The organism is Bauldia sp. (genome assembly GCF_965232525.1).
GTDB lineage: Bacteria > Pseudomonadota > Alphaproteobacteria > Rhizobiales > Kaistiaceae > Bauldia.
Genome location: NZ_OZ246980.1, coordinates 3090222 through 3115444, shown reverse-complemented (window position 1 = coordinate 3115444; position 25223 = coordinate 3090222). Strand labels below are relative to the sequence as shown.

General features: G+C 61.5%; 25 protein-coding genes. 12 read left to right on the top strand and 13 right to left on the bottom strand.

Annotation, left to right across the window (positions count from 1 at the left end; all coding sequences use genetic code 11):
• Positions 1 to 13 precede the first annotated feature (13 nt).
• Positions 14 to 1936: an ABC transporter substrate-binding protein gene (locus ACO076_RS14755; RefSeq protein ID WP_421723597.1), complete on the bottom strand. Its 1923-nt coding sequence runs from the start codon at positions 1934 to 1936 to the stop codon at positions 14 to 16.
• A gap of 136 nt (positions 1937 to 2072) precedes the next feature.
• Here ACO076_RS14755 and ACO076_RS14750 point away from each other — a divergent pair, with 136 nt between their 5' ends.
• From ACO076_RS14750 to ACO076_RS14720, 7 genes are all read left to right on the top strand, one after another.
• Positions 2073 to 2798, top strand: coding sequence for a FadR/GntR family transcriptional regulator (locus tag ACO076_RS14750; protein ID WP_421723596.1), 726 nt, complete (start codon positions 2073 to 2075; stop codon positions 2796 to 2798).
• A gap of 21 nt (positions 2799 to 2819) precedes the next feature.
• Complete coding sequence (locus tag ACO076_RS14745; RefSeq protein ID WP_421723595.1) at positions 2820 to 3677, top strand: SMP-30/gluconolactonase/LRE family protein; 858 nt, start codon at positions 2820 to 2822, stop codon at positions 3675 to 3677.
• A 4-nt stretch (positions 3678 to 3681) separates the two neighbouring features.
• Positions 3682 to 4860 carry a mandelate racemase/muconate lactonizing enzyme family protein gene (locus tag ACO076_RS14740; protein WP_421723594.1) on the top strand — a complete coding sequence of 393 codons (1179 nt, stop codon included), beginning with the start codon at positions 3682 to 3684 and terminating at the stop codon, positions 4858 to 4860.
• An 88-nt stretch (positions 4861 to 4948) separates the two neighbouring features.
• Complete coding sequence (locus ACO076_RS14735; protein ID WP_421723593.1) at positions 4949 to 5743, top strand: NAD-dependent epimerase/dehydratase family protein; 795 nt, start codon at positions 4949 to 4951, stop codon at positions 5741 to 5743.
• Between the two features lie 38 nt (positions 5744 to 5781).
• On the top strand, positions 5782 to 6681 hold the full coding sequence (locus ACO076_RS14730) for a dihydrodipicolinate synthase family protein (protein ID WP_421723592.1): 900 nt from the start codon (positions 5782 to 5784) through the stop codon (positions 6679 to 6681).
• A gap of 47 nt (positions 6682 to 6728) precedes the next feature.
• Positions 6729 to 7634, top strand: a complete 906-nt coding sequence (gene kdgD, locus ACO076_RS14725) for a 5-dehydro-4-deoxyglucarate dehydratase (RefSeq protein ID WP_421723591.1) — start codon at positions 6729 to 6731, stop codon at positions 7632 to 7634.
• Between the two features lie 91 nt (positions 7635 to 7725).
• A complete protein-coding gene (locus ACO076_RS14720) occupies positions 7726 to 8451 on the top strand; it encodes a ribonuclease activity regulator RraA (RefSeq protein ID WP_421723590.1) in 726 nt (241 codons plus the stop codon).
• 30 nt (positions 8452 to 8481) lie between these two features.
• On the opposite strand, the gene ACO076_RS14715 is transcribed toward ACO076_RS14720, so the two are convergent.
• Positions 8482 to 8919, bottom strand: coding sequence for a c-type cytochrome (locus ACO076_RS14715; RefSeq protein ID WP_421723589.1), 438 nt, complete (start codon positions 8917 to 8919; stop codon positions 8482 to 8484).
• 221 nt (positions 8920 to 9140) lie between these two features.
• Between ACO076_RS14715 and ACO076_RS14710 the strand changes: the two genes are divergently transcribed.
• Positions 9141 to 9902 (top strand): SDR family oxidoreductase, encoded by a 762-nt coding sequence (locus tag ACO076_RS14710; RefSeq protein ID WP_421723588.1) that lies wholly within the window; start codon positions 9141 to 9143, stop codon positions 9900 to 9902.
• Between the two features lie 17 nt (positions 9903 to 9919).
• Here the strand turns inward: ACO076_RS14710 and ACO076_RS14705 are convergent, their stop codons facing one another.
• Positions 9920 to 10333, bottom strand: coding sequence for a DUF3830 family protein (locus ACO076_RS14705; RefSeq protein ID WP_421723587.1), 414 nt, complete (start codon positions 10331 to 10333; stop codon positions 9920 to 9922).
• 116 nt (positions 10334 to 10449) lie between these two features.
• Positions 10450 to 11265 carry a helix-turn-helix domain-containing protein gene (locus tag ACO076_RS14700; RefSeq protein ID WP_421723586.1) on the bottom strand — a complete coding sequence of 272 codons (816 nt, stop codon included), beginning with the start codon at positions 11263 to 11265 and terminating at the stop codon, positions 10450 to 10452.
• Between the two features lie 137 nt (positions 11266 to 11402).
• Here ACO076_RS14700 and ACO076_RS14695 point away from each other — a divergent pair, with 137 nt between their 5' ends.
• The gene (locus tag ACO076_RS14695; RefSeq protein ID WP_421723585.1) at positions 11403 to 12287 is read left to right on the top strand and encodes a phytanoyl-CoA dioxygenase family protein; all 885 of its coding nucleotides are present in this window, start codon (positions 11403 to 11405) and stop codon (positions 12285 to 12287) included.
• Here ACO076_RS14695 and ACO076_RS14690 read toward each other — a convergent pair.
• The 4 genes from ACO076_RS14690 to ACO076_RS14675 all read right to left on the bottom strand — a co-directional run bounded on the left by ACO076_RS14690 (position 12284) and on the right by ACO076_RS14675 (position 18275).
• Positions 12284 to 13990, bottom strand: a complete 1707-nt coding sequence (locus ACO076_RS14690; protein ID WP_421723584.1) for an ABC transporter ATP-binding protein — start codon at positions 13988 to 13990, stop codon at positions 12284 to 12286. The genes ACO076_RS14695 and ACO076_RS14690 overlap by 4 nt on opposite strands.
• On the bottom strand, positions 13983 to 15131 hold the full coding sequence (locus ACO076_RS14685; RefSeq protein ID WP_421723583.1) for an ABC transporter permease: 1149 nt from the start codon (positions 15129 to 15131) through the stop codon (positions 13983 to 13985). Before ACO076_RS14685 ends, ACO076_RS14690 begins: the two co-directional genes overlap by 8 nt.
• Complete coding sequence (locus ACO076_RS14680) at positions 15131 to 16156, bottom strand: ABC transporter permease (protein ID WP_421723582.1); 1026 nt, start codon at positions 16154 to 16156, stop codon at positions 15131 to 15133. The genes ACO076_RS14685 and ACO076_RS14680 overlap by 1 nt, the downstream gene beginning before the upstream one ends.
• A gap of 85 nt (positions 16157 to 16241) precedes the next feature.
• On the bottom strand, positions 16242 to 18275 hold the full coding sequence (locus ACO076_RS14675) for an ABC transporter substrate-binding protein (RefSeq protein WP_421723581.1): 2034 nt from the start codon (positions 18273 to 18275) through the stop codon (positions 16242 to 16244).
• A gap of 204 nt (positions 18276 to 18479) precedes the next feature.
• Here ACO076_RS14675 and ACO076_RS14670 point away from each other — a divergent pair, with 204 nt between their 5' ends.
• Positions 18480 to 19367, top strand: a complete 888-nt coding sequence (locus tag ACO076_RS14670) for a helix-turn-helix domain-containing protein (RefSeq protein ID WP_421723580.1) — start codon at positions 18480 to 18482, stop codon at positions 19365 to 19367.
• 12 nt (positions 19368 to 19379) lie between these two features.
• Here the strand turns inward: ACO076_RS14670 and ACO076_RS14665 are convergent, their stop codons facing one another.
• Complete coding sequence (locus ACO076_RS14665) at positions 19380 to 19778, bottom strand: hypothetical protein (RefSeq protein ID WP_421723579.1); 399 nt, start codon at positions 19776 to 19778, stop codon at positions 19380 to 19382.
• Positions 19779 to 19952: 174 nt separating this feature from the next.
• Here ACO076_RS14665 and ACO076_RS14660 point away from each other — a divergent pair, with 174 nt between their 5' ends.
• The gene (locus tag ACO076_RS14660) at positions 19953 to 21326 is read left to right on the top strand and encodes an alpha-glucosidase/alpha-galactosidase (protein WP_421723578.1); all 1374 of its coding nucleotides are present in this window, start codon (positions 19953 to 19955) and stop codon (positions 21324 to 21326) included.
• A gap of 2 nt (positions 21327 to 21328) precedes the next feature.
• Here the strand turns inward: ACO076_RS14660 and ACO076_RS14655 are convergent, their stop codons facing one another.
• A complete protein-coding gene (locus ACO076_RS14655; protein ID WP_421723577.1) occupies positions 21329 to 22378 on the bottom strand; it encodes a cytidine deaminase family protein in 1050 nt (349 codons plus the stop codon).
• A gap of 89 nt (positions 22379 to 22467) precedes the next feature.
• On the opposite strand from ACO076_RS14655, the gene ACO076_RS14650 reads away from it, so the two are divergent.
• Positions 22468 to 22797 carry an ArsR/SmtB family transcription factor gene (locus ACO076_RS14650; protein WP_421723576.1) on the top strand — a complete coding sequence of 110 codons (330 nt, stop codon included), beginning with the start codon at positions 22468 to 22470 and terminating at the stop codon, positions 22795 to 22797.
• Positions 22798 to 22807: 10 nt separating this feature from the next.
• Here the strand turns inward: ACO076_RS14650 and ACO076_RS14645 are convergent, their stop codons facing one another.
• From ACO076_RS14645 to ACO076_RS14635, 3 genes are all read right to left on the bottom strand, one after another.
• Positions 22808 to 23239 carry an ester cyclase gene (locus tag ACO076_RS14645; protein WP_421723575.1) on the bottom strand — a complete coding sequence of 144 codons (432 nt, stop codon included), beginning with the start codon at positions 23237 to 23239 and terminating at the stop codon, positions 22808 to 22810.
• 135 nt (positions 23240 to 23374) lie between these two features.
• A complete protein-coding gene (locus tag ACO076_RS14640) occupies positions 23375 to 24700 on the bottom strand; it encodes a TRAP transporter large permease (protein WP_421723574.1) in 1326 nt (441 codons plus the stop codon).
• Positions 24697 to 25206, bottom strand: a complete 510-nt coding sequence (locus ACO076_RS14635; protein ID WP_421723573.1) for a TRAP transporter small permease — start codon at positions 25204 to 25206, stop codon at positions 24697 to 24699. Before ACO076_RS14635 ends, ACO076_RS14640 begins: the two co-directional genes overlap by 4 nt.
• Positions 25207 to 25223: the final 17 nt, after the last annotated feature.

The following is a 25223-nucleotide window of genomic DNA, read 5'->3' as shown; positions in this document are numbered from 1 at the left end:
CACGCGCCCGCGGCTACTCGGCGTAGAAGTAAGTTTGCGGCAACGTCGGACCGGGATCCGGATACATCCACGATGCCGGAATCTGACGCGGAACGTTGCGCAGATTGGTCTTGACCACGCCGACGAGATTCGGGGCCAACGAGACGCCGAAGATCTCGAACTCATCCGCCGCCATCTGGTGGATCTGGCGGAAGATATCGAGCGCCTTGTCCTGATCGGCCTCCTTCTTGAAGGCGTCATAGAGGGCAAGCCGTTCCTTCATCGACTCGGTCGGCTCTTCCCCGTCGGCGCCGCCCGACAGATACCAGCGCGTCCAGGGAATGGCGAACCAGCTCGCCTGCGGATGCACCGCGATCACGTCGCGCGGGCTGAGCGTGGGATCGAGGCCACCGGGCGCGCCCCAGACCATGAAGTCATGCTCGTTGGCTTCGCCGCGGCTGTAGTAGATCGACCGCTCGACCGACTTGATGTTGAGGTCGACACCGATCTCTTCCCACTGCGCACCGATGATCTCCAGTGCGTCGCCCCAATCGGGCTGCTCGATGCCGGTGTACTCGACGTTGAAGGTCATGCGCCGGCCATCGGGCAGAACACGGAAGCCCTCGTCATCGCGCTCGGCATAACCCGCGGCGTCGAGAAGTTCGTTGGCACGATCGGGATCATACTCGGTGTGCTGACGCCCAAGCTGCTCGTTGTAGAGCGGATGGGTCGGACGCGGTCCGATCTGCCATGGCTCGCCCTGGCCCTGGTAGACGATGTCGATGATCTCGTCCCGGTCGATGGCCAGCGACAGCGCAATCCGCACATCCTTGTTCCGAAGAAGCTCACGCATCACCGGATCCTTGTGGGTGTGGTTCATGTGCAGGACCATCGCGTTCGAGGACGAGTTGACCATGTCGAGGATCTCGTACTCGCCGTTCTCCGCGTTCTCTGCAAACACCGGCTTGTTCGACAAGTTGTCGATCCGACGGCGCTGCATGTCGATGTTGCCGGCGATCGCCTCCAGAACGATTGTCTGGTTGTCCTGAGCGACATTCATTTCCAGACGATCGATGTACGGCAACTGATTGCCGGCGGTATCGACCTGCCAGAAGTAGGGGTTACGCTCCATCACCACTTGGGTCGCACCGGCGTCGTAGCCATCGCCGACAACAACCCATGGATCGAGCGTCGGCCGCTCCGAATTCGCCCAACGGTTGGGGGCTTCGACTTCACCGCAGTTGAGGCGGAACAGGCCCGGCCAATCCTCGACGGCGGCGCTGGAATCGACCATCGCCTGGACGTCGGGATTGTAGGTCGGATGGAACTGCATGCAGTAGTGCTTGGCCCACAACACCGGCTCTTGCGCCAGTGGCGTCGCCAGCTCGGTCAGGAACGTTCCATAGGGGGCGGCGAACTTCAGCGTGACGGTATTATCGTCGACCTTCTCGGCGGTCATGACCTCGCCGTCGACGACGTAACGGGCCGGCGGGTTGGGGTAGAATTCGTCGTTGTGGAGCAGATCGTCGACATAGAACATGATGTCGTCTGCCGTCAGGGGCTGACCGTCCGACCACTTCATCCCCTCACGGAGTTTGAAGGTGAACTCGCTGCCCTCGTCATTGACGGTCCAGCTTTCGGCCACGTTCGGGATCACGGCCGTGAAGTCCGGGTTCCACCGCGTCAGGCCCTGTGGGCTGACAATCCGCAGGATCGAATTGTGGTCGTTCGATCCGCCGAGAACGCGCCGCAAGGTTCCGCCGTAAGTGCCGACGCCTTCCAAGGGTTCGACCACCTCGGGCTGGCTCGGCAGTCGTTCCTCCAAGGGCGGCAGGGTGCCTGCAGCAACCTGTTCCGCCAGCGTGGGCGCCTCGTTGGCCGCGAATGCCGCGGCCGGAAGCATGATCGCGCCCGCTGCAAGCATCGCAAAAGGCGCATTGGGCCATTTTGTCGTCATAGGCTTTCCTCCCTGGATACCCATTCTCTCGAATTGCGTTTTTCATGCCTGCATTTTATTGACAACTTGTCAAACAAATTTGGTAGTGTTGTAATCAGACGGTCGAGAGGCCAAGGCGGCCGCCACGGAGCGTCGGATGGACAGCATCACACACGCCGAGTTGCCAACGGCCCCAAAGGGCTCAGGCCAACGGCTTGAGGATGGGGTCTATGCTCGACTTCTGGATGCAATCCGCCTCGGCCAGTACTCACTTGGGCAGAAATTGCCGAGCGAAAACGAACTCGCCGCCGAGTTCGGCGTCTCGCGGCCGGTGATAAGACTAGCGCTTTCAAGGCTTCGCGAGGATGGACTCATCGTTTCGCGGCGCGGCGCGGGGTCCTTTGTCAGCAGCGGGACCCCATCGGAGGGAAGCGGATACGGTCCGCTTGAGAGCATCGACGACATTGCCTGCTACTTTCGATTTCGCAAGACCGTGGAAACGGAAACCGTCGCCCGTGCCGCTGAACGCGTCGACGCGAAAGGTCTGGCGGAGCTGCGGGAAATCCTCGAAGACACCGATCGGCTTATCGACAACGGCGAGGCGACGATCGACGCCGATATTCGTTTCCACGCCAAGATCGCCGAGTTGTCTGACAGCCGTTTCCTGGTTGAAACTGTTGGTATGCTCCGGCCCCAATGGAAGTTCATCGGCAGATTTGTCCGAAGCCTCGGCCGGACAGGTTACCGAAAAGGTAAGCGGGACATGAGCGCCGAGCACGGCGCCATCCTGAACGCACTCGAGGCGGGCGACACCGCTGCCGCCAAGGCGGCGATGTCCATACACATCGATGGCTCGGAGCGCCGAGTTTTCAAGGGGGAATAACTGGTCACGATCGAATGCATAGTGCCCAGCCGTTCGCTCGTGGGCGAAGGCGCGGTGTGGGATGTCGGCGATGCCGCGCTGTGGTGGGTGGACATCAAGGCCGGGCTTATTCATCGCCATGATCCTACCAGCGGTGACAACGCTGTGTTCGATTTCGGCGAACCGGTCGGTTGTCTGGCGCGGCGCGATTCCGGCGGGCTGATCGTCGCGGCAAAAAGCGGCTTCTACGACTACGATCCCGAAACCGGTGTAAAACACGCCCTCACCGATCCCGAGAAAGACCTCCCCGGCAATCGCTTCAACGACGGCACGACGGACCCGCGCGGCCGTTTTTGGGCCGGAACCATGAAGGACGGCGGCCCGCCCGCCCGCCAGGGTCAGTTCTACCGGTACGACCCTGATGGTCGTGTCACCGCGCACTTCGACAAGATGTACACGACCAACGGCTCCGCGTTTTCGCCGGACGGTCGGACGATGTATTTCTCCGACTCCTACCCCGAGGTCCGAACGATTTGGGCCTGTGACTACGATCTCGACACCGGCGCCCCGTCGGGGCAACGCGTCTTCTTCGATACCAGGGAAGTGGCAGGCCGTCCCGACGGCGGCACGGTCGACGCCGATGGTTGTTACTGGATGGCCGGGGTTGGCGGCTGGCAGGTCGTCCGCATCACACCGGAGGGTAAGGTGGACCGGATTGTCGAAATGCCGATCGAGCGGCCGACCAAGCCGATGTTTGGCGGCGCTGACCTCGACATCCTTTTCGTCACCTCGATCGGTACCGGCGGCGAGGAGGATCCCCGGCAGCCGGAAGCCGGCGGCCTGTTCGCGATAAACGGCCTGGGCGTTTCGGGCGTGCCCCAGGCGCGGTTTGCGGGATAGGCCGATGAAGATCACCGGGCTACGCTCCTACATGACGCGCGACCGTGACCGGCCACGGGTCATCGTTGCCATCGACACTGACGAAGGCATCACCGGCTGGGGCGAGTGCTACAATCACGGACCGGATCGTGCGCTGTCGCCCCTCCTCGACTACCTCTACCTTCAGATCGAAGGCGAGGATCCAACGCGGATCGAACGCCTGATCCTGAAGCTGATCCAGCAGTCGCGATTTCCGCCCGGCGCCTTGGGTCTCGCCGCGATCTCGGCGATCGATCACGCCCTGTGGGACATCTCGGCGAAGGCGCTGAACGTGCCCGTCTACCGACTTCTGGGCGGCCACGTCCGGGACCGCGTGCGGGTCTATCTCGGTGTCTACACCGCACCCGAACCCGAGACCGTGCGCGATTACTGCGATGAGATGCATCAGACCTACGGGCTGACGGCATTCAAACTCTCGCCCTACCGGATCGACATTCATGCCAACCCGTGGAGCAAGGTGATTTCCACCACATCCGACTGGGTTGGCCGGCTCGTCGAGATTTGTCCCGACTACGAATTCGCCTTCGATGCCCACGCCAAAATCTTCGAGCCGTGGCAGGCTGTTCAGCTCGGCAACGCTCTCGCGCCGTTTCACCCGCTCTTCTTCGAAGAGCCGATGCGGCCGGAGAACATCGAAGCCTGGGGACGGCTCAAGGCACAGCTCAACGTTCCGCTGGCCACCGGCGAGAGTCTCTATTCGCGGTTCGAATTCGCCCGGCTGCTCGACTGCGCCGGCGCGGACATCATTCAGCCGGACATCTGCGTGGTCGGCGGGCTTCTCGAGATGCGCAAGATCGCGGCCATCGCGGAGGCGCATTACGTCACGGTCGCGCCCCATAACCCGATGGGGCCACTGGCGACCGCTGTCAATCTTCACTTTTGCGCCGCGCAGCCGAACTTCAAGATTCTCGAGTACCGCCTCCCTACCGGCGCCGCCTATCACAGCGACGGCATGGAAAGCAGCGCGGACAAGGCGGCCTACGTTGTCGACCCTTACCTGCCCGCGGACGGATACCTAGAACTGAGGCCAGATCGACCGGGCTGGGGTGTCGAAATCGACGAGGACTATCTGCGAACCGACCGCTACGTCCATTGGGAGCGGAAGATCCCGGTCCGGCCGGACGGCTCCTATGGATACCCATGACCCACCTAGCTGAGACCGGGCCATAAGACAGGACGCATTCCGCCCGCTCTCTTGCCCGAACTCCGACGCGCTATCGAAAGGACCCATAATGAAAAGACTGCTGATCACCGGCGCGGCCGGAAAACTCGGATCGATGTGCCGTCAGCGCCTGACTCACCTGGCCGAGACGATGCGCCTTTCCAGCCGAAGCGATATGGGCGAAGCGGCCCCCCACGAGGAAATCGTCAAATGCGATCTGGCGGATGGCGCGGCCGTCGACGCGCTTGTCGATGGTTGCGACGGGATCGTTCACCTCGGTGGCCAGGCGACCGAGAGCAACTGGGAGGTTGTTCGCAACGCCAACATCGACGGCATGTTCAACCTCTATGAGGCGGCCCGCAAGCACGGGAACCCTCGCATTGTCTACGCCAGTACGAACCACACCATCGGGTTCTATCGCCAGACGGAACGCATCGACGCTGCCTCGCCGACGCGCCCCGACAGCCTCTACGGCGTCTCCAAGGTCTTCGGCGAAGCACTGGCTTCGATGTATCATGACAAATTCGGGATCGAGACCGCCTGCGTGCGCATCGGCTCCTGCTTTCCGCAGCCCACGAACCACCGGATGCTGTCAACCTGGATGAGCTACGACGACTTCGTCCGGATGATCGAGTGCATCTTCCGGGTCCCTGTCCTCGGCTGCCCGATCATCTATGGCGCCTCGGCCAACGACGAGAGTTGGTGGGACAACAGTTCGGTCTCTTACCTGGGATGGCATCCGCAGGATAACGCCGAGACTTATCGCGAACGGCTGGATGACGAAATGGGCAAACCCGATCCGGATTCCCCCAACTCTCGCTTTCAGGGCGGCCAGTTCACCGCGGCCGGCATCCAGGAGAGCTGACCACAGCGAAGCGGGACCGGACCACTGGAGAACGCTCAGTGAGCAACGACCTACAGACCGCCCTCAGGGGTATTTCGGGCATCCTGGTTACGCCATTCGATGCGGTCGGCGACATCGCGCCCGAGCGCCAGAAACCGATTGTCGATCGGGCGATCGGCGCCGGCGTCGACATCCTGACGGCCAACGGCAACACGGGCGAATTCTACGCGCTCACCACCGACGAAGCCGTCGCCATGGTGCGCGGCTCCGCAAACCACATCGCCGGCCGCGTGCCCATGGTCGCCGGCGTCGGGCGCGGCATCAGAGACGCACGGAGCCTTGCGATCGCGTCGGCACACGCCGGCGCCGCCGCGCTGATGATCCATCAACCACCGGACCCCTTTGTGGCTCCACGCGGGCTGGTCGACTACGTCACGCGGATTTCGGACGCCGGCGACGGTCTGCCGCTCATTCTCTACATCAGGAACGACGCGATCGGCGTCAATGTCATCGCGGCGCTTTGCGCGTTGCCCTCGGTCGTTGGCGTCAAATGGGCGACGCCCAATCCGATGAAACTCAAGGCCGCCATCGACGCCTCGCCAGACGACGTAGTGTGGGTCGGGGGGCTCGCCGAGACCTGGGCGCCGGCCTTCTACGCGGTCGGTGCTCGCGGCTTCACCTCGGGTCTCATCAACGTTTGGCCTGCCCAATCGGTCTCGATCTCACAGGCACTCGAAGCCGGCGACTATGCGCGGGCGCGACGGCTGATTGCCGAGATGCAGGTTTTCGAGGATATCCGCGCCGAGGAACAAGGCGGCGCAAACGTGTCCGGAGTCAAAGCCGCGCTGAAGCTGATGGGTGAGGATTGTGGTGCCGCACGTCCGCCCTCCGCCTGGCCACTGACAGACGAACAGACGGCCAGGCTCACGAAGTTTCTCGACGACAACAATCTTCTTTAGCCCGCATGGAATTCGTCCGGGCGCAGCCCCGATGAATGGAGAATGGAATGATCGCGCCCACCGAGCTCCGAGACATTATTCGGTCCGGTCTCCTGTCGTTTCCCGTGACACCGTTCGATGCCGAGGATCGATTCAACGAGGCGGCATTCGCGGCTCATCTCGAGTGGCTGTCGCCGCACGCCATCGCCGCGCTGATCGTCGCCGGCGGAACCGGGGAGCTGTTTTCGCTGACCCCGGCTGAAGTAGTCGAGGTGGCCAAGACGGCGAAGGCCGCGCAACCCGGCAAGCCGATCGTCGCCGGTTGTGGGTACGGTACACGAATGGCTTGCGACATGGCTCGGGGCATCGAGGAAGCGGGCGGCGACGGCATCTTGCTGTTGCCGCATTATCTGATCGGCGCCCCGCAGGACGGGATCGAAGCGCATATCCGTTCGGTTTGCCAAGCGACGGCCATGGGCGTGATCGTCTACAACCGCGGCCAGTCGGTTTGCTCGGCCGAGACAATCGCGCGATTGGCGGACACCTGTCCGAACCTGATTGGCTTCAAGGACGGTACCGGCGATATCGACACGATCCGGCGGATCACCTTGGGACTCGGCGACCGGCTCGCCTACATCGGTGGCATGCCGACCCACGAACTTTTTGCGCAGGCCATTCGCGCGGCCGGTGTCGATACCTACTCCTCGGCCGTGTTCAACTTCGTGCCCGAGACGGCGCTGGCGTTTTATGGCGCGGTCATTTCAGAGGATGACGCGACCTGCAAGGCCATGCTGCGCGATTTCTACTATCCGTTCGCCAAGATCCGCGATCGTAAGGCCGGCTACGCAGTCTCCGCCATCAAGGCCGGCGTCGCGCTGCGGGGTTTCGAGACCGGGCACGTCCGCCCTCCCCTCACGGACTTGACCGAGGAGGAGCGGACCATGCTGCAGGAATTGATCAGGGACCGACGCTAAGGTCCGAGACCGGGACATCCCGAGTGGGGTGCAACCGCACCGAAGCGGCCATCAATAGACACCAGCGCGAGCAAACAGGGAGGACAGAGCCATGACCGACCATCCATTCGAGGACGAAACGCGACGCAAGCTCGAGCAGGTTTCGGTCGCAACGATTGCCACTGCTCTGTTCAAGCGTGGCCTGAGGAATCAGGTCGTTCAGGACGTTCATCCGGTCCGACCCAAAGGCCGCAACATGGTTGGGCCGGCCTTCACGTTGCGGTACATGCCGGCGCGTGAGGACCGCAACCAGGTCAGCGAATTCCGCAACCCCAAACACCCGCAGCGTCACGCGATCGAAACCTGCCCGCCCGGCCACGTGCTTATCATGGACAGCCGAAAGGACGCGCGCGCCGCCTCCGGCGGCGACATCCTGCTCACCCGCCTGATGGTCCGCGGAGCGGCCGGCGCGGTCACCGACGGCGGTTTTCGCGACGCCATGAATATCGCCGAACTGGATATGCCGGCCTATCATCACCGTCCGTCGAGCCCCACCAACCTCACCACCAACGAAGCCATCGACATCAATGTGCCGATCGGTTGCGGCGATGCCCCGGTCTTTCCCGGCGATATCGTGGTCGGCGATGACGACAGCGTCATCATCATTCCCGCGCATCTGGCGGCGGAGGTAGCCGACGAGACGAGCGAGATGACGGTCTACGAGGATTTTGTGGTCGAGCGCGTCCGCGGCGGGGAGACGATCATCGGGCTCTATCCGCCAACGAAGGAGGCAAACCTTGAGCGCTTCGCCCAATGGCGCCAGCAGAAGGGCCGTTGAACCGCGACGTTGTCAGACACCCGTCTGGCCCTATTGCGTCGGCGCGTCGGAGAACTGCTTGATGTAGGCAACGACATCAAGACGTTGCTGCTCATCAGCGAGTCTGAATGCCATCCTCGTCCGCCCTCTTGCCAGGTCGCCTTGGTCTTGTTCCTGGAGGAAGGTGACGAGAAAACCCTGCGGATCCGGCAAGTACTGAAAGATCAGATCCTCGTCCCAAATCAGACCGGCCTCGCCAGCCGACTGATTGATGCCTGAGTACCGGTAGCCCTCGGCGGTGCCTGCCTTGCGTCCGATGACCCCATTGAGAACCGGCCCAACAACATGCCTCGCGCCCTCGCCGACACGATGGCAAGCCATACACTTCCTGAACACCGTCTCGCCCTGCACCGGATCGCCATCCGCGCTTCCAACTGACGTGGACGCCGCAAGAACGAAGGCAGTCGTCAGGGTACGCCAGAGATTCATGCATTCCTCCCAAGGGTGGTATCCAGTGCCACGCAACCAAGTCTATTCGTCGTCGCTTGCGGTTTTGCTGTCGTCAGGAACTATGTCGCAGATTCCGATGGCAGGTCGTTGAGCGCCTCACCGAGCCAACCTAGCATCCCGTCTCGGCCTGGGGGATCGTCAGGGCCCAACACCCCCGGGCGGCGAACCGCCTCAAGCCACCGGTAAGAAAGGAAACGAACTTGAGCACGCAACTATTCGACCTCACCGGGCGGACAGCCCTGGTCACCGGTTCATCCCAGGGTATTGGCCTCGCGCTGGCGAAGGGCCTCGCCGACGCCGGCGCCGCCGTGATTCTCAACGGCCGCGACCAAGACAAGCTCGCCGCGGCGGCCGATCAGATGAACGGACCCGCCGTGCATCAACTCCGCTTCGACGTCACCGACTACGCCGTGGCCGCCGAGGCGATCGACTCTTTCGAAAGTGATACTGGCCCGATCGACATCCTGGTGAACAACGCCGGGATGCAGCATCGAGCCCCTTTGGAGGAATTCGAGCACGCCGACTTCGAGCGACTGATGCGAACGAACGTTTCCAGCGTGTTCAATGTCGGCCAGGCGGTGGCCCGCCACATGATCAAGCGGAAGCGCGGCAAGATCATCAACATCGCATCGGTGCAGACCGCCCTCGCCCGCCCGTCGATCGCGCCCTACACGGCCACCAAAGGCGCGGTGGGAAACCTCACCAAGGGCATGGCGACCGACTGGGCAAGTTACGGCCTGCAATGCAACGCAATCGCCCCCGGTTACTTCGACACGCCGCTCAACGCGGCGCTGGTCGCCGACCCCGACTTCAGCGCGTGGGTCGAGAAGAGAACGCCGGCCGGACGATGGGGGAATGTCGATGAGTTGGTCGGCGCCTGTGTCTTCCTGGCGTCCGACGCATCGAGTTTCGTCAACGGCCACACGCTTTACGTCGACGGTGGTATTTCGATCTCGTTGTGACGTGAGCCGGCGAGCCGCTACGCTGCTTCGATCCGGATCGGCTGCGCCCCCTTCCACAGCACCATCGTGCCGAGCTCGTGAAGGTTCTCGAGTCCGGACGTCAGCGTGATGAAGTGGTTGCCGGCAAGCTGCCCCATCTTGCTCTTGAAATGAATACCGCCATAGGCCAGCAGAATCTCCGTCTCGCTAATGCCGCCGGGGTAGAGAATGATCTGACCCGGCGCCGGGAAGCTCGTGTGATTCTCGTAGTCGACGCCGAAGTCCCGATCTCCCAGCGGGATCCAGACCCCCTCACCGCTCCATCGGACGTGAACCAGTTGGCTCTCGAACGGCAGCACCTGTCGAAACACGTCGCACGTTTCCGGGGCCGCGTCGCTCTCGAAGCGCGCATCGAAGGCGAATGGTCCGGCGGTTACGCGAAGGAGGTCCATGGGAGTTCCGATCAATCGTCTGAAGTGAATGTCGTGGCGAGTGTTTGTGGTAGCGCGTTCGCCTGGTGATCACAATCGTGGCGCCTCAACGTGTTCTCCCCTTTTGTCGGCGGGCATCATCCCTGGCTGGCGACGCCGAATTTCGATCGCGAGCCCTCACGCCAGGCGCTTGGCGCGCTGCCAAAACGCTGCCGGAAGGCACGGGAGAAGTACAGGGGGTCCGAAAAACCGCAAAGCCGCGCGACCTCGCCGATCGGCGCATCAGACACGCGCAGGAGGTTTTGAGCGCGCTGGAAGCGCTGCCGGTCGATCCATTGTTTGACGGACACGCCGGTTGCTTTGCGGAAGTTGCGAAAGAGCGTTGCGCGATCGACGCCGAACTGATCGGCCAACTCGTTGACGCTTGGGTATTCGATGTCCAGCCCTTCGACGTAATCCCGGACGCGAGCACCCAAGTCGCGTTCGGGCATTTTCTTCACCGGACCGGATATAGCCTCCAGGAGACCCCAGGTTATTCGGCAAGCCGTGGTTAGGGCGAGCGACTCCTGGGCATAAGCCTTCAGGGCGTCGTCGAGCAGACGCCAGAAGACATGTGACTCACCCAAACGCACCAGCGGGCCGCGCGACGAAACGAGCGCGGACAGGTCCAAGTCCGGATCGGCGGCAAAGGTGACAAACTCGTACCGCCATGCCACGCTCGGGTCATCGCCATACCGGTAGTGATGTCCAGGCTGAAACAGGAAGACGTCGCCCGGGCCAGCAACGTACTCGATCTCATTGTCGACAAAACGCCCCGTCCCTGAGCGGATGCAGTGCAACACCCAGCGGTTGGAAACTTGCTCCCAACGAAACCCGCCAAGCGACTGAAACAGACCGATCGTGGTGATATGCAGCGACGTTCGCTGCTGCGGATCGATCGCCGGCGCCAGCATTTGTATCTGATACATCGCGGACTATGTGCACCATTTTTCCATGATTACGCAACAGCAGGATATTCCACAATATTTGACGCAGCGACTACAATTACCGTCCTCAGTTTGACATCGACCACGCCGGAACGGAGACATTCATGCCGGACACCAGCCAATCGGGTGCCGTATCCGAGATGGAACGGTATCTGTTCGACCTGAAAGGGTTTCTGATCCTGAAAGGCGCGCTAAGCCCTGACGAGGTTGCTGCTTGCAACACGGTCTTGGACGAACTGCAGGACTGCGCAGCGGGCGAATGGCGGGGACATGTCCACGGCCACAACTTCACCGGCTCTCACGAAGGCCTCAATCTGCAACAAATTTACGAGTCGGGACCAGCCTTCGAACGTCTCATCGACCACCCGTCATGGATCGACAAGGTGATCCATTTCGTCGGCACCGACACCAAGAATTTCGACGGGTATCACGGCCCGTGCTTCATCGACGAAAACTTCGCATCCATCCGCGGACCAGGTGAAGCGATCGGACTGCACTCCGGCGGACAGGATCGTGTGACCCGCTGCCAGTTTCGATATCACGACGGCCGCTTTCACTGCGGCCAGATCAACATCCTGATGGCATTCAACGATATCGGCCCGGGGGACGGCGCGACCATGGTCATCCCCGGGAGCCATAAGTCGAACATCCGGCATCCCGAATTCGATCAAGCGGCGATGGCGGCAGAAGCGACGTCGGTCGACGGTGTGACCGGCGCCGTCGAAGTCCACCTCGACGCAGGCGATGCTTTGTTGTTTGTCGATGCGATCATGCACGGCTCGGCGGCTCGCACCAATGACGGTCAACGGCGGATTGCGGTCTACCGATACGGTCCATCGTGGGGGTTCTTCCGCCACGGATACCGCCCCAGCTCCGAACTTTTGGCGCGGCTAACCCCGAACCAGCGCCAGATCGTGATGCCACATGCTAAAACGCTCAAGCCGCCCGCCGCCTCTGAAGCTGCGGAACGCGGAATGGAGCCGGCCTAGTCCTTATCGAGCGCTTCGTCCTCGGCCTCGCCGCGCTTGTAGCCGCGCATTTCGTCGCGATTGACGGTCGGCACTTCGTCACGATCAATGTGGATATTGAGCGCCGCATCGACGAGTCGCTTGGTGTAGTCAGTTCGCGGGCTCTCCAGCACCTGCACGGTCGGCCCGGCCTCGACCACCTTGCCGTCCTGCATGACGATCGTGTTGTGACACAGCGCCTTCACGACCTTCAGGTCGTGGCTGATGAACATGTAGCTGAGGTCGTGTTTCCGACGGAGATCCCGCAGCAGATCGATGATCTGCGCCTGGATCGACAGATCAAGCGCCGACGTTGGCTCGTCGAGGAGGATGAACTTCGGGCGCAATGCCATCGCCCGCGCGATGGCGATGCGTTGGCGCTGGCCGCCGGAGAACTCGTGCGGGAACCGGTCCATGATGTCCGCCGGCATCTGAACCTCCGCCAGCGCATTCTTGACCATCTCATCGCGTTCCGCGCGATTGGCCCCGATGCCATTCACAACCAGCCCCTCTGCAATGATCTGCCGAATAATCATGCGCGGATTGAGTGACGAAAACGGGTCCTGGAACACCACCTGCACCTTGGTCCGCAGGTCGCGAAGCCGGCTCCGAGGAACATTATCGATGCGGCGGTCCTCAAAAACGATTTCGCCCCCGGTCGGATCCATGAGACGGATGACCGACATGCCGAAGGTCGTCTTTCCCGAGCCGCTCTCGCCGACGATCCCAAGCGTCTCTCCCGCACGAACGCGAGCGCTGACGTCGTTGACCGCGATAAGGTCCATGGTCTTGCGATTGAAGAGGTGCCCGTGCTTGATCTTGAACACGACCCGCACGTCTTTCGCCTGCACAACCGTCTCGGCGGACTCGGAAACCGCATCCGGGAGGCCGGACGGCTCGCTCGCGATCAGATGCTTGGTATAGGGGTGCTGCGGGTCCTCGAAGATCTGCTCGGTATCGCCATGCTCGACGATTTCGCCATAGCGCATCACGCAGACGCGATCGGCAGTGTGGCGCACCACGGTCAGATCATGGGTGATCAGGATGATCGCCATCCCGTGACGGCGCTGCAGATCCTTGAGTAGCGCAAGGATTTCGGCCTGAACGGTGACGTCGAGTGCGGTGGTGGGCTCGTCGGCGATCAGGATGTCGGGCTCGTTGGCGAGCGCCATCGCGATCATGACGCGCTGACGCTGACCACCGCTGAGCTGATGCGGGTATTGCGAAAACCGGATTTCCGGATCGGGGAGCTGAACCTCCCCCAGCAAGCGGATGACTTCCGCTTTGGCTTCCTGTTTGGAGACCTTGCGGTGGGTCCTGATGATCTCGCTGATCTGATCGCCAATCCGATAAACCGGATTAAGGCTGGTCAGCGGCTCCTGGAAGATCATCGAGATCTGGTCGCCGCGTACCTTCATCATCTGAAGTTCGGTGAAGGTGGCCAGATCGTCGCCGTTGAACAGGATCGTGGTGTTCTCGCCGACCCGCGCCTTCTCCGGGAGCATGCCCATGATGGTGCGTGCGGTGACCGACTTGCCGGACCCGCTCTCCCCGACGATCGCAAGGGTCTCACCCTTGCTCACGGCGAAGGACACGCCTTTCACGGCATGGACAACGCCCTCGATGATCGGGAAGTCGACGACAACGTCGGTGACTTTCAGGATCGGATCGGCTGTATCAAGCATCGGAATACGGATCGATCGCATCGCGCAGGCCATCGCCGAACGCGTTGAAGGCGAGGACCGAAATGATGATCATGATCACCGGCGACATCATCCACGGCGCGGCCGAGAACGACTGGAAGTCGAGAATCTGGTTCAGCATCGAGCCCCAACTCACCATTGGCGCCTGAACGCCAACGCCCAGGAACGACAGGAAGCTCTCGAGCAAGATGATCTCGGGCAGGTAGTACGTCGCCCAGACGATCACGTGCGAGGTGACGTTTGGAAGGATGTGTCGGCCCAGGATTCTGGAATTCTTTGCCCCGACGGCTTCCGCGGCGCGGATGTAGTCCAGCCGCCGCATGGCGAACACCTTGCCGCGTAGCTCTCGAGCAAGGTCCGCCCATCGCAGCAAGACGAGGATCGCCGCGAACATCAGGAAGACAAGCTCGGGATCGGCTCTTCGCGGTAGGAGCGCTACCAGCGCCAGATAGAGCGGCAGGTCGGGAAACGCCTTGAAGAACTCGACGATGCGCTGGCTGATGAGATCGAACATCCCTCCGAAATAGCCAGCGCTCACGCCAACGATAGTGCCGATGATGCACGCGGCCACCATCACGAGAAAACCCATCATTAGCGTCACGCGAGTTCCCCAGATCATCCGGGAGAATACGTCGCGACCGAGATTGTCGGTCCCCAGAAGGCTAACCCGTTTTCCGTCCGCGCCACCAAACAGATGCATCGTGAACGTCATACCGAGGAACGTCCAAGGCTCGCCCCGAACAAAGAACTCGATCGGGATTACGTCGTCCGGATTGTTGGCGAACGTGATCTCGAACGTGGTCGGGTCCATCTCTTCGGTGACGCCGTACACGAAGGGCCGCATGAGCTGACCCTCGGGACCGATGATCTTGACCCATTGCGGGGGTGCGTAAAGCGCCGTGGAGTCGGTGTTCGTGGTGGAGTACGGCGCGATGAAACCGGCGAAGATCGCTGTAAGGATCACGAATAAGCAAAGGGCCAGTCCCGCGACCCCGTACGTATTCGACATGAACCGCCGACGGACCAGTTGCCCGTAGGACAGCGACTGATGAAACCGTGCCTCAGCAGCTTGCCCGGAATCGCTCTGCTGGGGAGCGCTATTGACTGTGTCGGAGACGGCCATCAGCTTTTCGACTCCATCGTTGCCTGGCGGATGCGTGGATCGAGCAGCGCCAGCAGGAAGTCAGCAATCAGGTTGCCGATCACCAGGGCCACAGCGACGATCAGGAAGATCGCCGAGACGACATACATGTCGCGATTGGACACCGAACTCAGGATCAGTGGCCCGATCGTTGGAATACCCAACACGATCGCGATCTCGATCTCGCCCTTGATCATGTAGTCGAAGCGTCCGCCGAGATTCATGACCACCGGATGAAGCGCATTCGGCAGCGCATGTCGGTAGATGATCTTCCGCCGCGACAGGCCCTTCGCCTTGGCCGTTTCGATGTACTGAGCCCGCATCACGTCGAGCAGGTTTCCGCGCATGATGCGCAGCGTGTAGGCCTGCCCGGCCCATATTGAGATGAGAAGCACCGGCCACACATGCAGGAAGAAGTTCCAGACCTTCCCCCACGACCAGCCGTCCTGCAGCATGTACTCGGCGGAGAACAGGGCGCCGATGTAGGGCGAATGGAACACGAAAGCGAGGAAGTAGAGGATCACCAGCGCGATGATGAATTTCGGGATCACGATGCCGAGGAAGGCGATCAGCGTCGCGACGGTGTCGCCGATCTTGTACTGATGGGTGGCGGCGTAAATTCCGAGAAAGACGCCGATGAGCTGGCCGACGACCAGGGTGATTATCGCCAGAAGCAGCGAACGCCAGAAGCGGAGCCCGATCACCTCGTCGACCGGGCGCGCGTGGAAGAACGACTGGCCGAAGTCGCCGGAGGTGACGATTCCAACGATCCAGCGCCAGTACTGAATATAGAACGGCTGATCGAGACCGAGCTGCTGGCGTAGGATTTCAGCCTGCGGCTCGAGCTCGATGCGGCTCTGGCCAGTCATGGCCATGGTCCGAGCCATCCACGTATCGACGTAGTCGCCGGGCACCGCCAGAATGATCGCGAAAGACACGAACGAAATCGCGATCAGCAACGGGATCGTCGCAAGCGCGCGTTGGCCTAGGAATATCAGAACGCCCATTCAGGAAATCCTTCCGTGGGCAAAATCGACAAATCCTCGCTTGAATCAAAAGGCCCCGCGGTAACACCGCGGAGCCTTCGTTTCGTCACTCGTACTCGGGAATCTGTCCCGCGAGCAGCTCATCCAGCTGCTCGCCTTCCGGCGTCCACAACCGTTCGCGGACAACGCCATCTTCCGCCCACTCGAACATGAACACTGGCGTGCCCGGATGGGCATTCTTGATCCGCTTGTTGATCAACAATGCCGCCGGTGCCTGAGTGAGGCCGATCGTGTAGGCGTTTTCCGTCCAGAGCTGCTGGATCTTGGCGGCAGCTTCCGCGGCCTCCGCCGGATCCCAGGTCTGCTGGATGAGGTTGACCGCATCGACCATCTCGACCTCGAAGTCGAAGAGATCGCGGTTCCCCTCGCTGTCGGCGGGATGCCAATCCGGACAGCCAAGCGAGATCGGAACGTACTCGCAGGTCTGCCTTGTCGGGATCAGCCAGTGATGCCGGCGCTCGATCATGTTGAAGTTGCCGGTGTCGGCGACGGCATCGATGTCGTCGACGGCCCGTGGCAGGATGCGAATGCCGACATCGCCCAACATCGACACAACAGCGTCGACCTGCTTCTTGTCGGTCGGTTCGCCATTGTCATACGTCAGGTCGATCTCGATATCGGCTCCCGTGCCGGGCAGATTGCGGACACCGTTCCCATCCGTGTCAACGACACCAAGCTCGTCGAGCATGGCCATCGCGATTTCCGTGTCGAAGGGATAGTAGACCGTCGCGTCAGCATCAAAGTACGGTGACCCAACTGAGAACCCGCCCGTGTAAGGATAGGAAAACGGGCCACGGGCAATCGACTGCCCGACCGCGTCGCGATCGATCGCGTAGTTGAGGGCCACCCGGAAGTCCTTGTTGCGGAAGAGATCACGAAGTTCCTTGTCGACCTCGTCCTCAACACCGACCGTGTTCGAGAAATTCAGCTCGATTTCCCAGGACAGCACACGTGGACCGAACTGAGCCTTGGTCGGCGAGTCTTCGGCTTGCGACTGCTTCAGCGCCTCGACGTAGTTGCCGGGGTTCTCCATGTTCGAGAAGTCACCCGTGCCGGCGACCGCCTGGGTGGTGCGATCCGACCAGCTCGTCAGCTTGAAGTGCATCTCGTTCATGTAGGGGAGCTGATTGCCGGCCTCGTCGACCTTCCAATAGTAAGGATTGCGTCGCATGACGACGATCTCATCGGGGCGATGAATCACCGGCACCCAAGGCCCGAGCACGACCGGCGGCAGCATATCGGCGGGCTGTGCGCTACGATAACTGTCGTACGTGGCGTCCGGATTGTACTTGGGATGCTCCGGCTTAAGGATGTGGGCAGGTCCCGGGCAACCCTGGATGTAGGCCAGCGACTGCACGCGGCTGGGACCTTGCGGCTCCTTGAACGTGAACTTGAAGGTGTGGGAGTCAATCACCTCCATGGTGGTCCCTTCGCCCATGCCATCTTTCGGCATCCGCGACGCGACGTTGTCGTCGTGAACGTTGTCGTCCCACCAGAACGCGACGTCTTCGGTGTCAAAGGGTTCGCCGTCAGACCAGCGTACGCCCTCCATCAAATGCAACGTCAGCTCGGTGCGATCGTCGTTCCAGTCCCAGCTCTTTGCGAGATTCGGCAGCGGGCCAGACTGATCTTCAGCCTTGACCTGCCAGAGCGGCCCGACCCTGACGAAGCATTCCTGGATCGCCATGTTGATGCCGCCCCAGCCCTGATGCTGACCAGCGAGCCAGTTCCAGCCCTCGGGGCGACCACCGATCACATGCCGGAACACACCACCGTACTCGCCGATGCCGTCCGACATGGCTCCGGTCAGGTGCACCAGCGGCTCGGCCGGGAGGCGTTCCTCAACCGGCGGAAGGCTACCCGCCTCGACAAGCTCGGTCAGAAACGGCGCTTCGCTGTAGCTATCGAGTGCCTTGTATGTCCAAAGGTCGTCTCGCCCGAGCAGCTCGTATTCAAGCGTGGAAAGGCTTTGTTCCGGCGGCAGCGGCACCGGCTCCGCCAGTACGCCGGTCGTCGACAGTGCAAGCCCGCTGATCCCTGCCATCAAGGCCAGCGTCAGCTTTCGTGTCGGTTTTCTCATAGGGGCGTTCCTCCGTTGATATCAATTGTGTTCGTTTTGTGCATGATACGCAGGCCGTTCGCTGTTCTGTCTTCCTGAAATCTGCTTTGAAATTCCGGAAACCGGTGTAGGGTTCAGCGGAAGGGTCGCGGCTTGAAGAAGCCGCGCCTTCAGGCGACACTTGTCGAACGAAAGTCTGCCGTTTCGGCAGTTGAGGATTCGAGAATGGCTGTCGCTCAAAGGGCGGTCGAAGACAACTATCTGGCTTATACGGACACCACGCGGGTTCTCGTCGACGAGGCGCTGCTGGTGGAACGGCATGCGCCGACGATCTTCGCAGTGCCCTACCACCACCATGCCTCGGTCGAGGCAAACTTCCTGATCGACTGCGAGATGGAGTACTCGTTTTCCGGCAAGCCCGTCCGGATTCCCGAAAACCGGTTGACGATCTTTTGGGGTGCCGTGCCGCACTGCGTCACGTCGGTCACCGGTACGGGCCAGATCGTCAATGTCTACGTTTCGCTGTCGCAGCTTCTGAGCTGGAAACTCCCGCAACGCTTTGTCAGCGACCTGATCGCCGGGCACGTGATCTGTTCGAGGGAGCCCGATCCGATCGACACGCTCATCTTCCCCAGGTGGGCGGAGGAGTTCAAACGCAACGATGCCGACCTGCGTAAGATTCTCGCCGGGGAAGCCGAGATGCGGATCCGTCGGCTGGCGGCCGGCGATTGGGAGTGCCTCTACCGTGGAGCGGGGACTGCGGCGGACATCGATGCGGGGTCCGCCAAGATCGGCGTGGTCGAGGAGATGCTTCGCTACATCGTCGACAACTACGCGTCGTCGTCCATCGGCGTCTCCGATATGGCCGCCCATGTTCAGCTGTCGGAGAGCTATGCCACCACCCTCTTCCGGAAGGTGACCGGCATTTCGCTTAAGGAACACATCACGCGGACACGGCTCAGTCACGCACAGATGATGCTGTCGACCACCGACAAAAAAATCCTGGCGATTGCCATGGATTCCGGTTTTGGATCGCTGTCGGCGTTCTACGAGGCTTTTCAGGCGCGCATGCATCAGACGCCGGGCGCATTCCGCCGAGAAGCCCGTTCATAGGCCTCCTATCGGTTAAGTGTCGCCCGAGACCAGTTGGGTGACCGCCGACTCCGGCACTTGCCGCACCGCCAAACACTCCCGATCGTCCCAAACCGCCTTGGCAAGGCGGTGCACCCCGTCGAGGATCATCCATCGGCCCCGATGAAAGTAGACATCGAGTGGATAAGTCAGATCGGCTTTCGTCAACCGCTCGTGCTCCTCGGCATACCGAACCGGATCGGCGAGCACCTGGTTTGGCGTGATCACGTAACCCACGCCGCGATAGGGCCAGATCGGTACGTCTAGGTGCCACAGGAACCTGTCGATGGGCATCTCCTCGACCGGCAGATCGAGGGCCCAGATTGCCTCGACGTCCCAGTCGATTGAGTACCAATACTCTTCGATGACGTCCGCGCGCTTGATACCGCTCAAGGCTGTTCCTTCCATCGAGCAGTGAAACCCGAAAACCGGAAACGACGAACAGGAAAACGGAAGAAGTGTCCACAAGAACCTCTGTAGCTTGGCGCCGAAGCTCATCGACACCGATGGCACCAGGTGCCCGCGTCGACGGTGGGCATGCTGTTCAAACGAAGGGAGGTAGCGATCATGGCACGGGGACCGAAGATCGCTTTCATCGGCGCTGGCTCGACGGTGTTTATGAAGAACATCGTCAGTGATGTATTGCAGCGCCCGGAGCTGGCCGACGCCCATGTCGCGCTGATGGACATCAATCCGGAGCGTCTTGAAGACTCCGAGGTCGTTGCCCGTAAGATCGTGCTCACTCTGGGGGTTGGCGCCTCGGTGAGCACCCACCTGAACCAACGCGAGGCGCTCGACGGCGCGGATTTCGTTGTCACCGCGTTTCAGGTTGGCGGCTACGACCCCTGCACGATCACCGATTTCGAGGTTCCCAAGAAATACGGCCTCCGCCAGACGATCGCCGACACGCTTGGCATCGGCGGCATCATGCGCGGCATCCGCACCGTCCCGCACCTTTGGAACGTGTGCGCCGACATGATGGAGGTGTGCCCGGACGCCATCCTTCTCCAGTACGTCAACCCGATGGTCATCAACACCTGGGCGATCGCGGCCAAATACCCGAAGATCCGCCAGGTCGGCTTGTGTCACTCTGTCCAGGGCACCGCCAAGGAACTGGCGCGTGATCTTGATATTCCGATCGAGAAGATCCGCTACCATTGCGCCGGTATCAACCACATGGCGTTCTATCTTCGCTTCGAAGAAATCAACGAAGACGGGACGTATCGCGACCTCTATCCGGACCTCCGCCGCGGTTATCTGGAGGGCCGCTTCCCCAAGCCGCCACGGAGCAACCCTCGGTGCCCGAACAAGGTGCGCTACGAGATGTTGATGCGGCTCGGCTACTTCGTCACCGAGAGCTCGGAGCATTTCGCCGAATACGTGCCGTGGTTCATCAAGCGCGATCGGCCCGACCTGATCGAGAAGTTCGACATCCCGCTCGACGAGTATCCGAAGCGCTGCACCGAAAACATCGACCGGTGGGCTGCTCAGGCGAAGCAGTATCGCGAGGCCAACACGATCGAAGTAAAGGCGAGCCACGAATACGCCTCTGAGATCGTCAACTCAGCTTGGACCGGCGCGCCCTCGGTGATCTACGGCAACGTGCGCAACAACGGACTGATCACCTCCCTGCCGGATCACTGCGCGGTGGAGGTTCCGTGCCTGGTCGATCGCAACGGTATTCAGCCGACCAGGATTGGTGCACTGCCGCCGCAGATCACGGCACTCATCCGCACGAACCTGAACGTGCAGGAGCTGACGGTCGCGGCGCTGATGGAAGAGAAGCGCGAGCACATCTATCACGCGGCAATGATGGACCCGCACACGGCTGCGGAACTGGACCTCGACCAGATCTGGTCGTTGGTCGATGAACTGCTCGCCGCTCACGGTGATTGGCTGCCAGAGTGGGCGCGCCTTCCGGAAACCCGCAAGGTCGCCTGAGTTCAGGAGCGGAAATTCCGCCCATCGGCGGCCTGCTCGGCGCCAGGCGCCGGCTCGCTGAACCGGGGCGCTAGCGCGAAGCTGTCGCTCAAAGACGTTGGGCGGCAGTCTCCCTGCCCGTTCACGAGATAGACGGGAATGTCGGAATGCACGGCAAACTGCAACAACACCTGGACCGATGACAGAGTGAGGGGCTGAAATCCCTGCTCCACGAGCCCCTTCGCGCCACGTCCCCGACTGAGCGACCAAACCTCGTGCACGTCCTGTTTCCCGAATTCGCCGGTGGCAATGGCGACCGCGCACTGTATGGCGCTCATATCAACATAGGCCGCCTCTTCGATTTTGACGCCGGAGACATAGGTGCCGTTGCCGAGTTTGAGGACCACGGCATCGGAGATATCGGTGGCGAGGTCTGCCGATTGCAGACTGTCAAGCCAGCCAAGGATCGCGTCTTGGGACATTGTTTCTTCAAACCGGACCAATCGCCGCTCGACCTGTTCCACCGAAGGCGGATGCGGAACTTCCGGCACCCGCGACAGAGCTTCGGGACGAAACTGCCGAAACGTGAACTGGTTGGGTAGGAGCGTGCCGAGCGCTGTCGTCGATATCGCACCATTCAGGGCGATCGAGTGGATCGGTGTGCTCTCCCCGGCGAAGTTCGTGAGTTGCTGACGACACTTTCCGCAGCAGGTTATGCCCGCCTGGGCGAGGCTGTCGCTGGTGCCCTTTTCCAAACCGCTCGGCGCCCCCATCAACCAGACCTCGAGGATCTCCGCTTCGATCCCCAGCGCGGTCACCATAGCCGCCAGACTTCCCTCCTCGCCGTGGGTACTGATGCGATGGTCGGGATTTTCCACGTTCACGCCGCCAAAATAGTAACCGTCGGTGCTCCCCAATCTGCTTCGAATGACCGCTGTTACGTCGAAACCCGACTCCGGCACGTAGGGTCGCCCCCGCAGCTCCCGCAACCAATCTCCGATCGCTTCATCGGTCAGAAGATCAGAACTTTTTCTGAAGATTTTCATCGGCGACCCGCTCGGTTTTTCGACCAATATAACGACAAGACCGGAGACAGAAATGCAGAGTTTGGACCTAAGAGCATAACAATTGCGGTATATAACGATTCAGCTATGTTAGTCGTATGAGCCAGCTCGACAGGACGTTCGCGGCATTGGCCGACCCCACGCGCCGCGCCATTCTCGCCCGCCTTGCCGAAGGCGAAGCGACGGTTACCGAACTCATGGAGCCGTTCGACATCAGCCAGCCGGCGATCTCCCGCCACCTCAAGGTCCTGGAGACCGCCGGCCTGATCTCCACGATCCGCGCGGGGCAGGCCCGGCCGCGTCGAATAGAAGCCGAACCGTTGTCAGAAGCCAGTAACTGGCTCGAGCAATATCGTCGCATCTGGGAGGGCAACTTCGCCCGGCTCGACACACTTCTCGTCGATCTGCAAAACCCGACGAAGGATTAGCCGTCTGTGGTCAGCGCATGGCGACGCTGATCAGGTCAAGCTGTTCGAACATACTGTACTTGTCCCAGACGACCCAGCTTTCGGCGATCCTGCCATCCGCAAACCGGTCGATCTGAACGCCTGTCCATGCGACTGGTTTGCCGGTGGCCTCCCGTCCTTCATATGCCCCGGTCTGCGTCGCCGAGAACCGCCAGTGGGTGGCCACCTGATCGCCATCCGCGAGCTGCTTAAGGATGTGGACCGAGAGATCCGCAAACGCACGGTGATTAGCCTCGACTATGCTGATCCAGGTCGACAGCTCGATCGTCCGGACACCTCCGTCCGCCGCCGGTTCCTGGTGGTTGGTGTAGTCGGCCGTGAAGATCGACGCATCGATTTCTGCCCCGCCGGCCCACATGCCGATCGCCTGCCGCGACATAGCCTTCCGCTCTTCCGTTGCCATCACACCCTCCTCCGACGCCGGCGGCCCCGTCCGCCAGTGAAACGGAAGCGGTCCCAAGGAGAAGCGCCGCGATCAAAAACCGAAGCGCGGCGATCCTGCTTCCGGCCGCCAGACCGCCTCACCCACTTAAGCCGCTCACCCACTTAACAAGTGCGGCAGCCACAACGTCAACGCCGGCAACGCCATCAGCAGCGCAACCCTGATGATCTCCGCGCCGAAGAACGGCATGACACCATAGAACGCTTCCTTGAGCGGGACATCGCTCGATAGCGAATGAATGATCAGGACGTTCAGTCCAACCGGGGGCGTGATCAGGCCCAACTCGACGACGATCAAGGCGATGATGCCGAACCAGATCTTGAGGTCGTCAACGGACATGCCGAAGTCCAAGTCGACGATCACCGGCCAGAAGAACGGAATCGCCAGGATGACCATCGAGAGGCTGTCCATGACCATGCCGAGCAGTACCAGAACGACGACGATCAGAATCATGATGGCCATCGGCGTCAAACCGCTCGCCTGCAGCCATTCGGCGGTCGCCTGCGGCACGCCGGCGCGCGCCATGAAGATAGACAGCAACTCAGCCCCGAACAGAATGAGATAGATGAAACCGGTCAGTCGGGCGGTTTCCAGCAAGGCATCGACGCAGTCCTTGCGCGACAAGCGGCGCAGCGCGAATCCGTGGATGGCCACCAGCATGACGCCAATCGCCGCCGCCGGCGTCGGATTGTAGAAGCCCGCATAGATGCCACCGACGACAACGCCGAAGATCGCGACAACCGGCAGAAGGCCCAATGTCGCGTTCCGAAACTCGGCGGCCGTGACCGGCTCTCCCCTGGGTCCGGCGGATGGACGGACGCGGACAATCAACGCGATGGTGGCGACAAACATCGCGATCGCAATGAGCCCGGGGACCAAGGCCGCTGCGAACAGTGTAACGACATTCGCCTCGACGATGATCGCGTAGATGATCAGGACCACGGACGGCGGAATGAGAATGCCGAGCACGCCGCCGGCCGCGACCGTACCGGTCGCCAGGGCCGGGGCGTAGTTCAAACGGGCAAGCTGGGGCAGCGCGACGCGACCCATCGTCGATGCCGTCGCCAGCGATGATCCGCAAACGGCGCCGAAGCCGCCACATGCCAGGACGGTCGCCATCGCGACACCACCGCGGAACCGGCCAATCCACGCCCGGGCGCCTTGGAACAGATCGCCGCTCAATCCGGATCGCGAGGCGAGGCTTCCCATCAGGACGAACATGGGAATAACCGACAGGTCGTAGATCGAGAACTGCGCGTAGGCCAAATCCTTGAGCTGGAACAGGATGATCTGCGGTCCGGAAAGCACGCTCGCCCCGACAAAGCCAACAACGATCATCGCGTAGGCGATCGGGATGCGGACGACGATGAGGCCAATCAGGACGGCGAGGCCGATGATCCCGATCAAAACGCTATCGATCATGGACCAGCGTGACCTCGAGCGGACCGCCAGGCGTCCTTCCCGGTCAGGATGGCCGCCAGTGCGAGCAAAACCAGCGAAATCAACATCGGCGGAAACGCGGTCCACAACGGAACCGGCACTGTGACCATCTGAACCGGATAGTTCACATAGTCGCTCATGCCGAACCACATCTGCCGGAACAGGACGACGGCCACGACAATCACAACGACCGACGACACGATCTCCATGACCGCTTTGGCCCGATCGCTCATGCCGCGGGTGAACAGATCGACGCTGACGTTTGCGCCGGTCAGTTGGGCGTAGGGCAGGAATGCGAACGCCGCGATGGCGACGCCGTGACGGACGAGTTCAAACTCGCCGCGCAGTGGTCGTCCGATCACCAGGCTTGCAACGGCGCTGACGCCGGTCAGGGCTACGAGGCTGAGCAGGACCACCCCGCCGAACAGCGCCCAATATCTGATCGCCGATCGCGCTAAGCCGGTCGTCTCGTTGTCCGCTCGTTCCACCTAACGCCGGCCTTGCG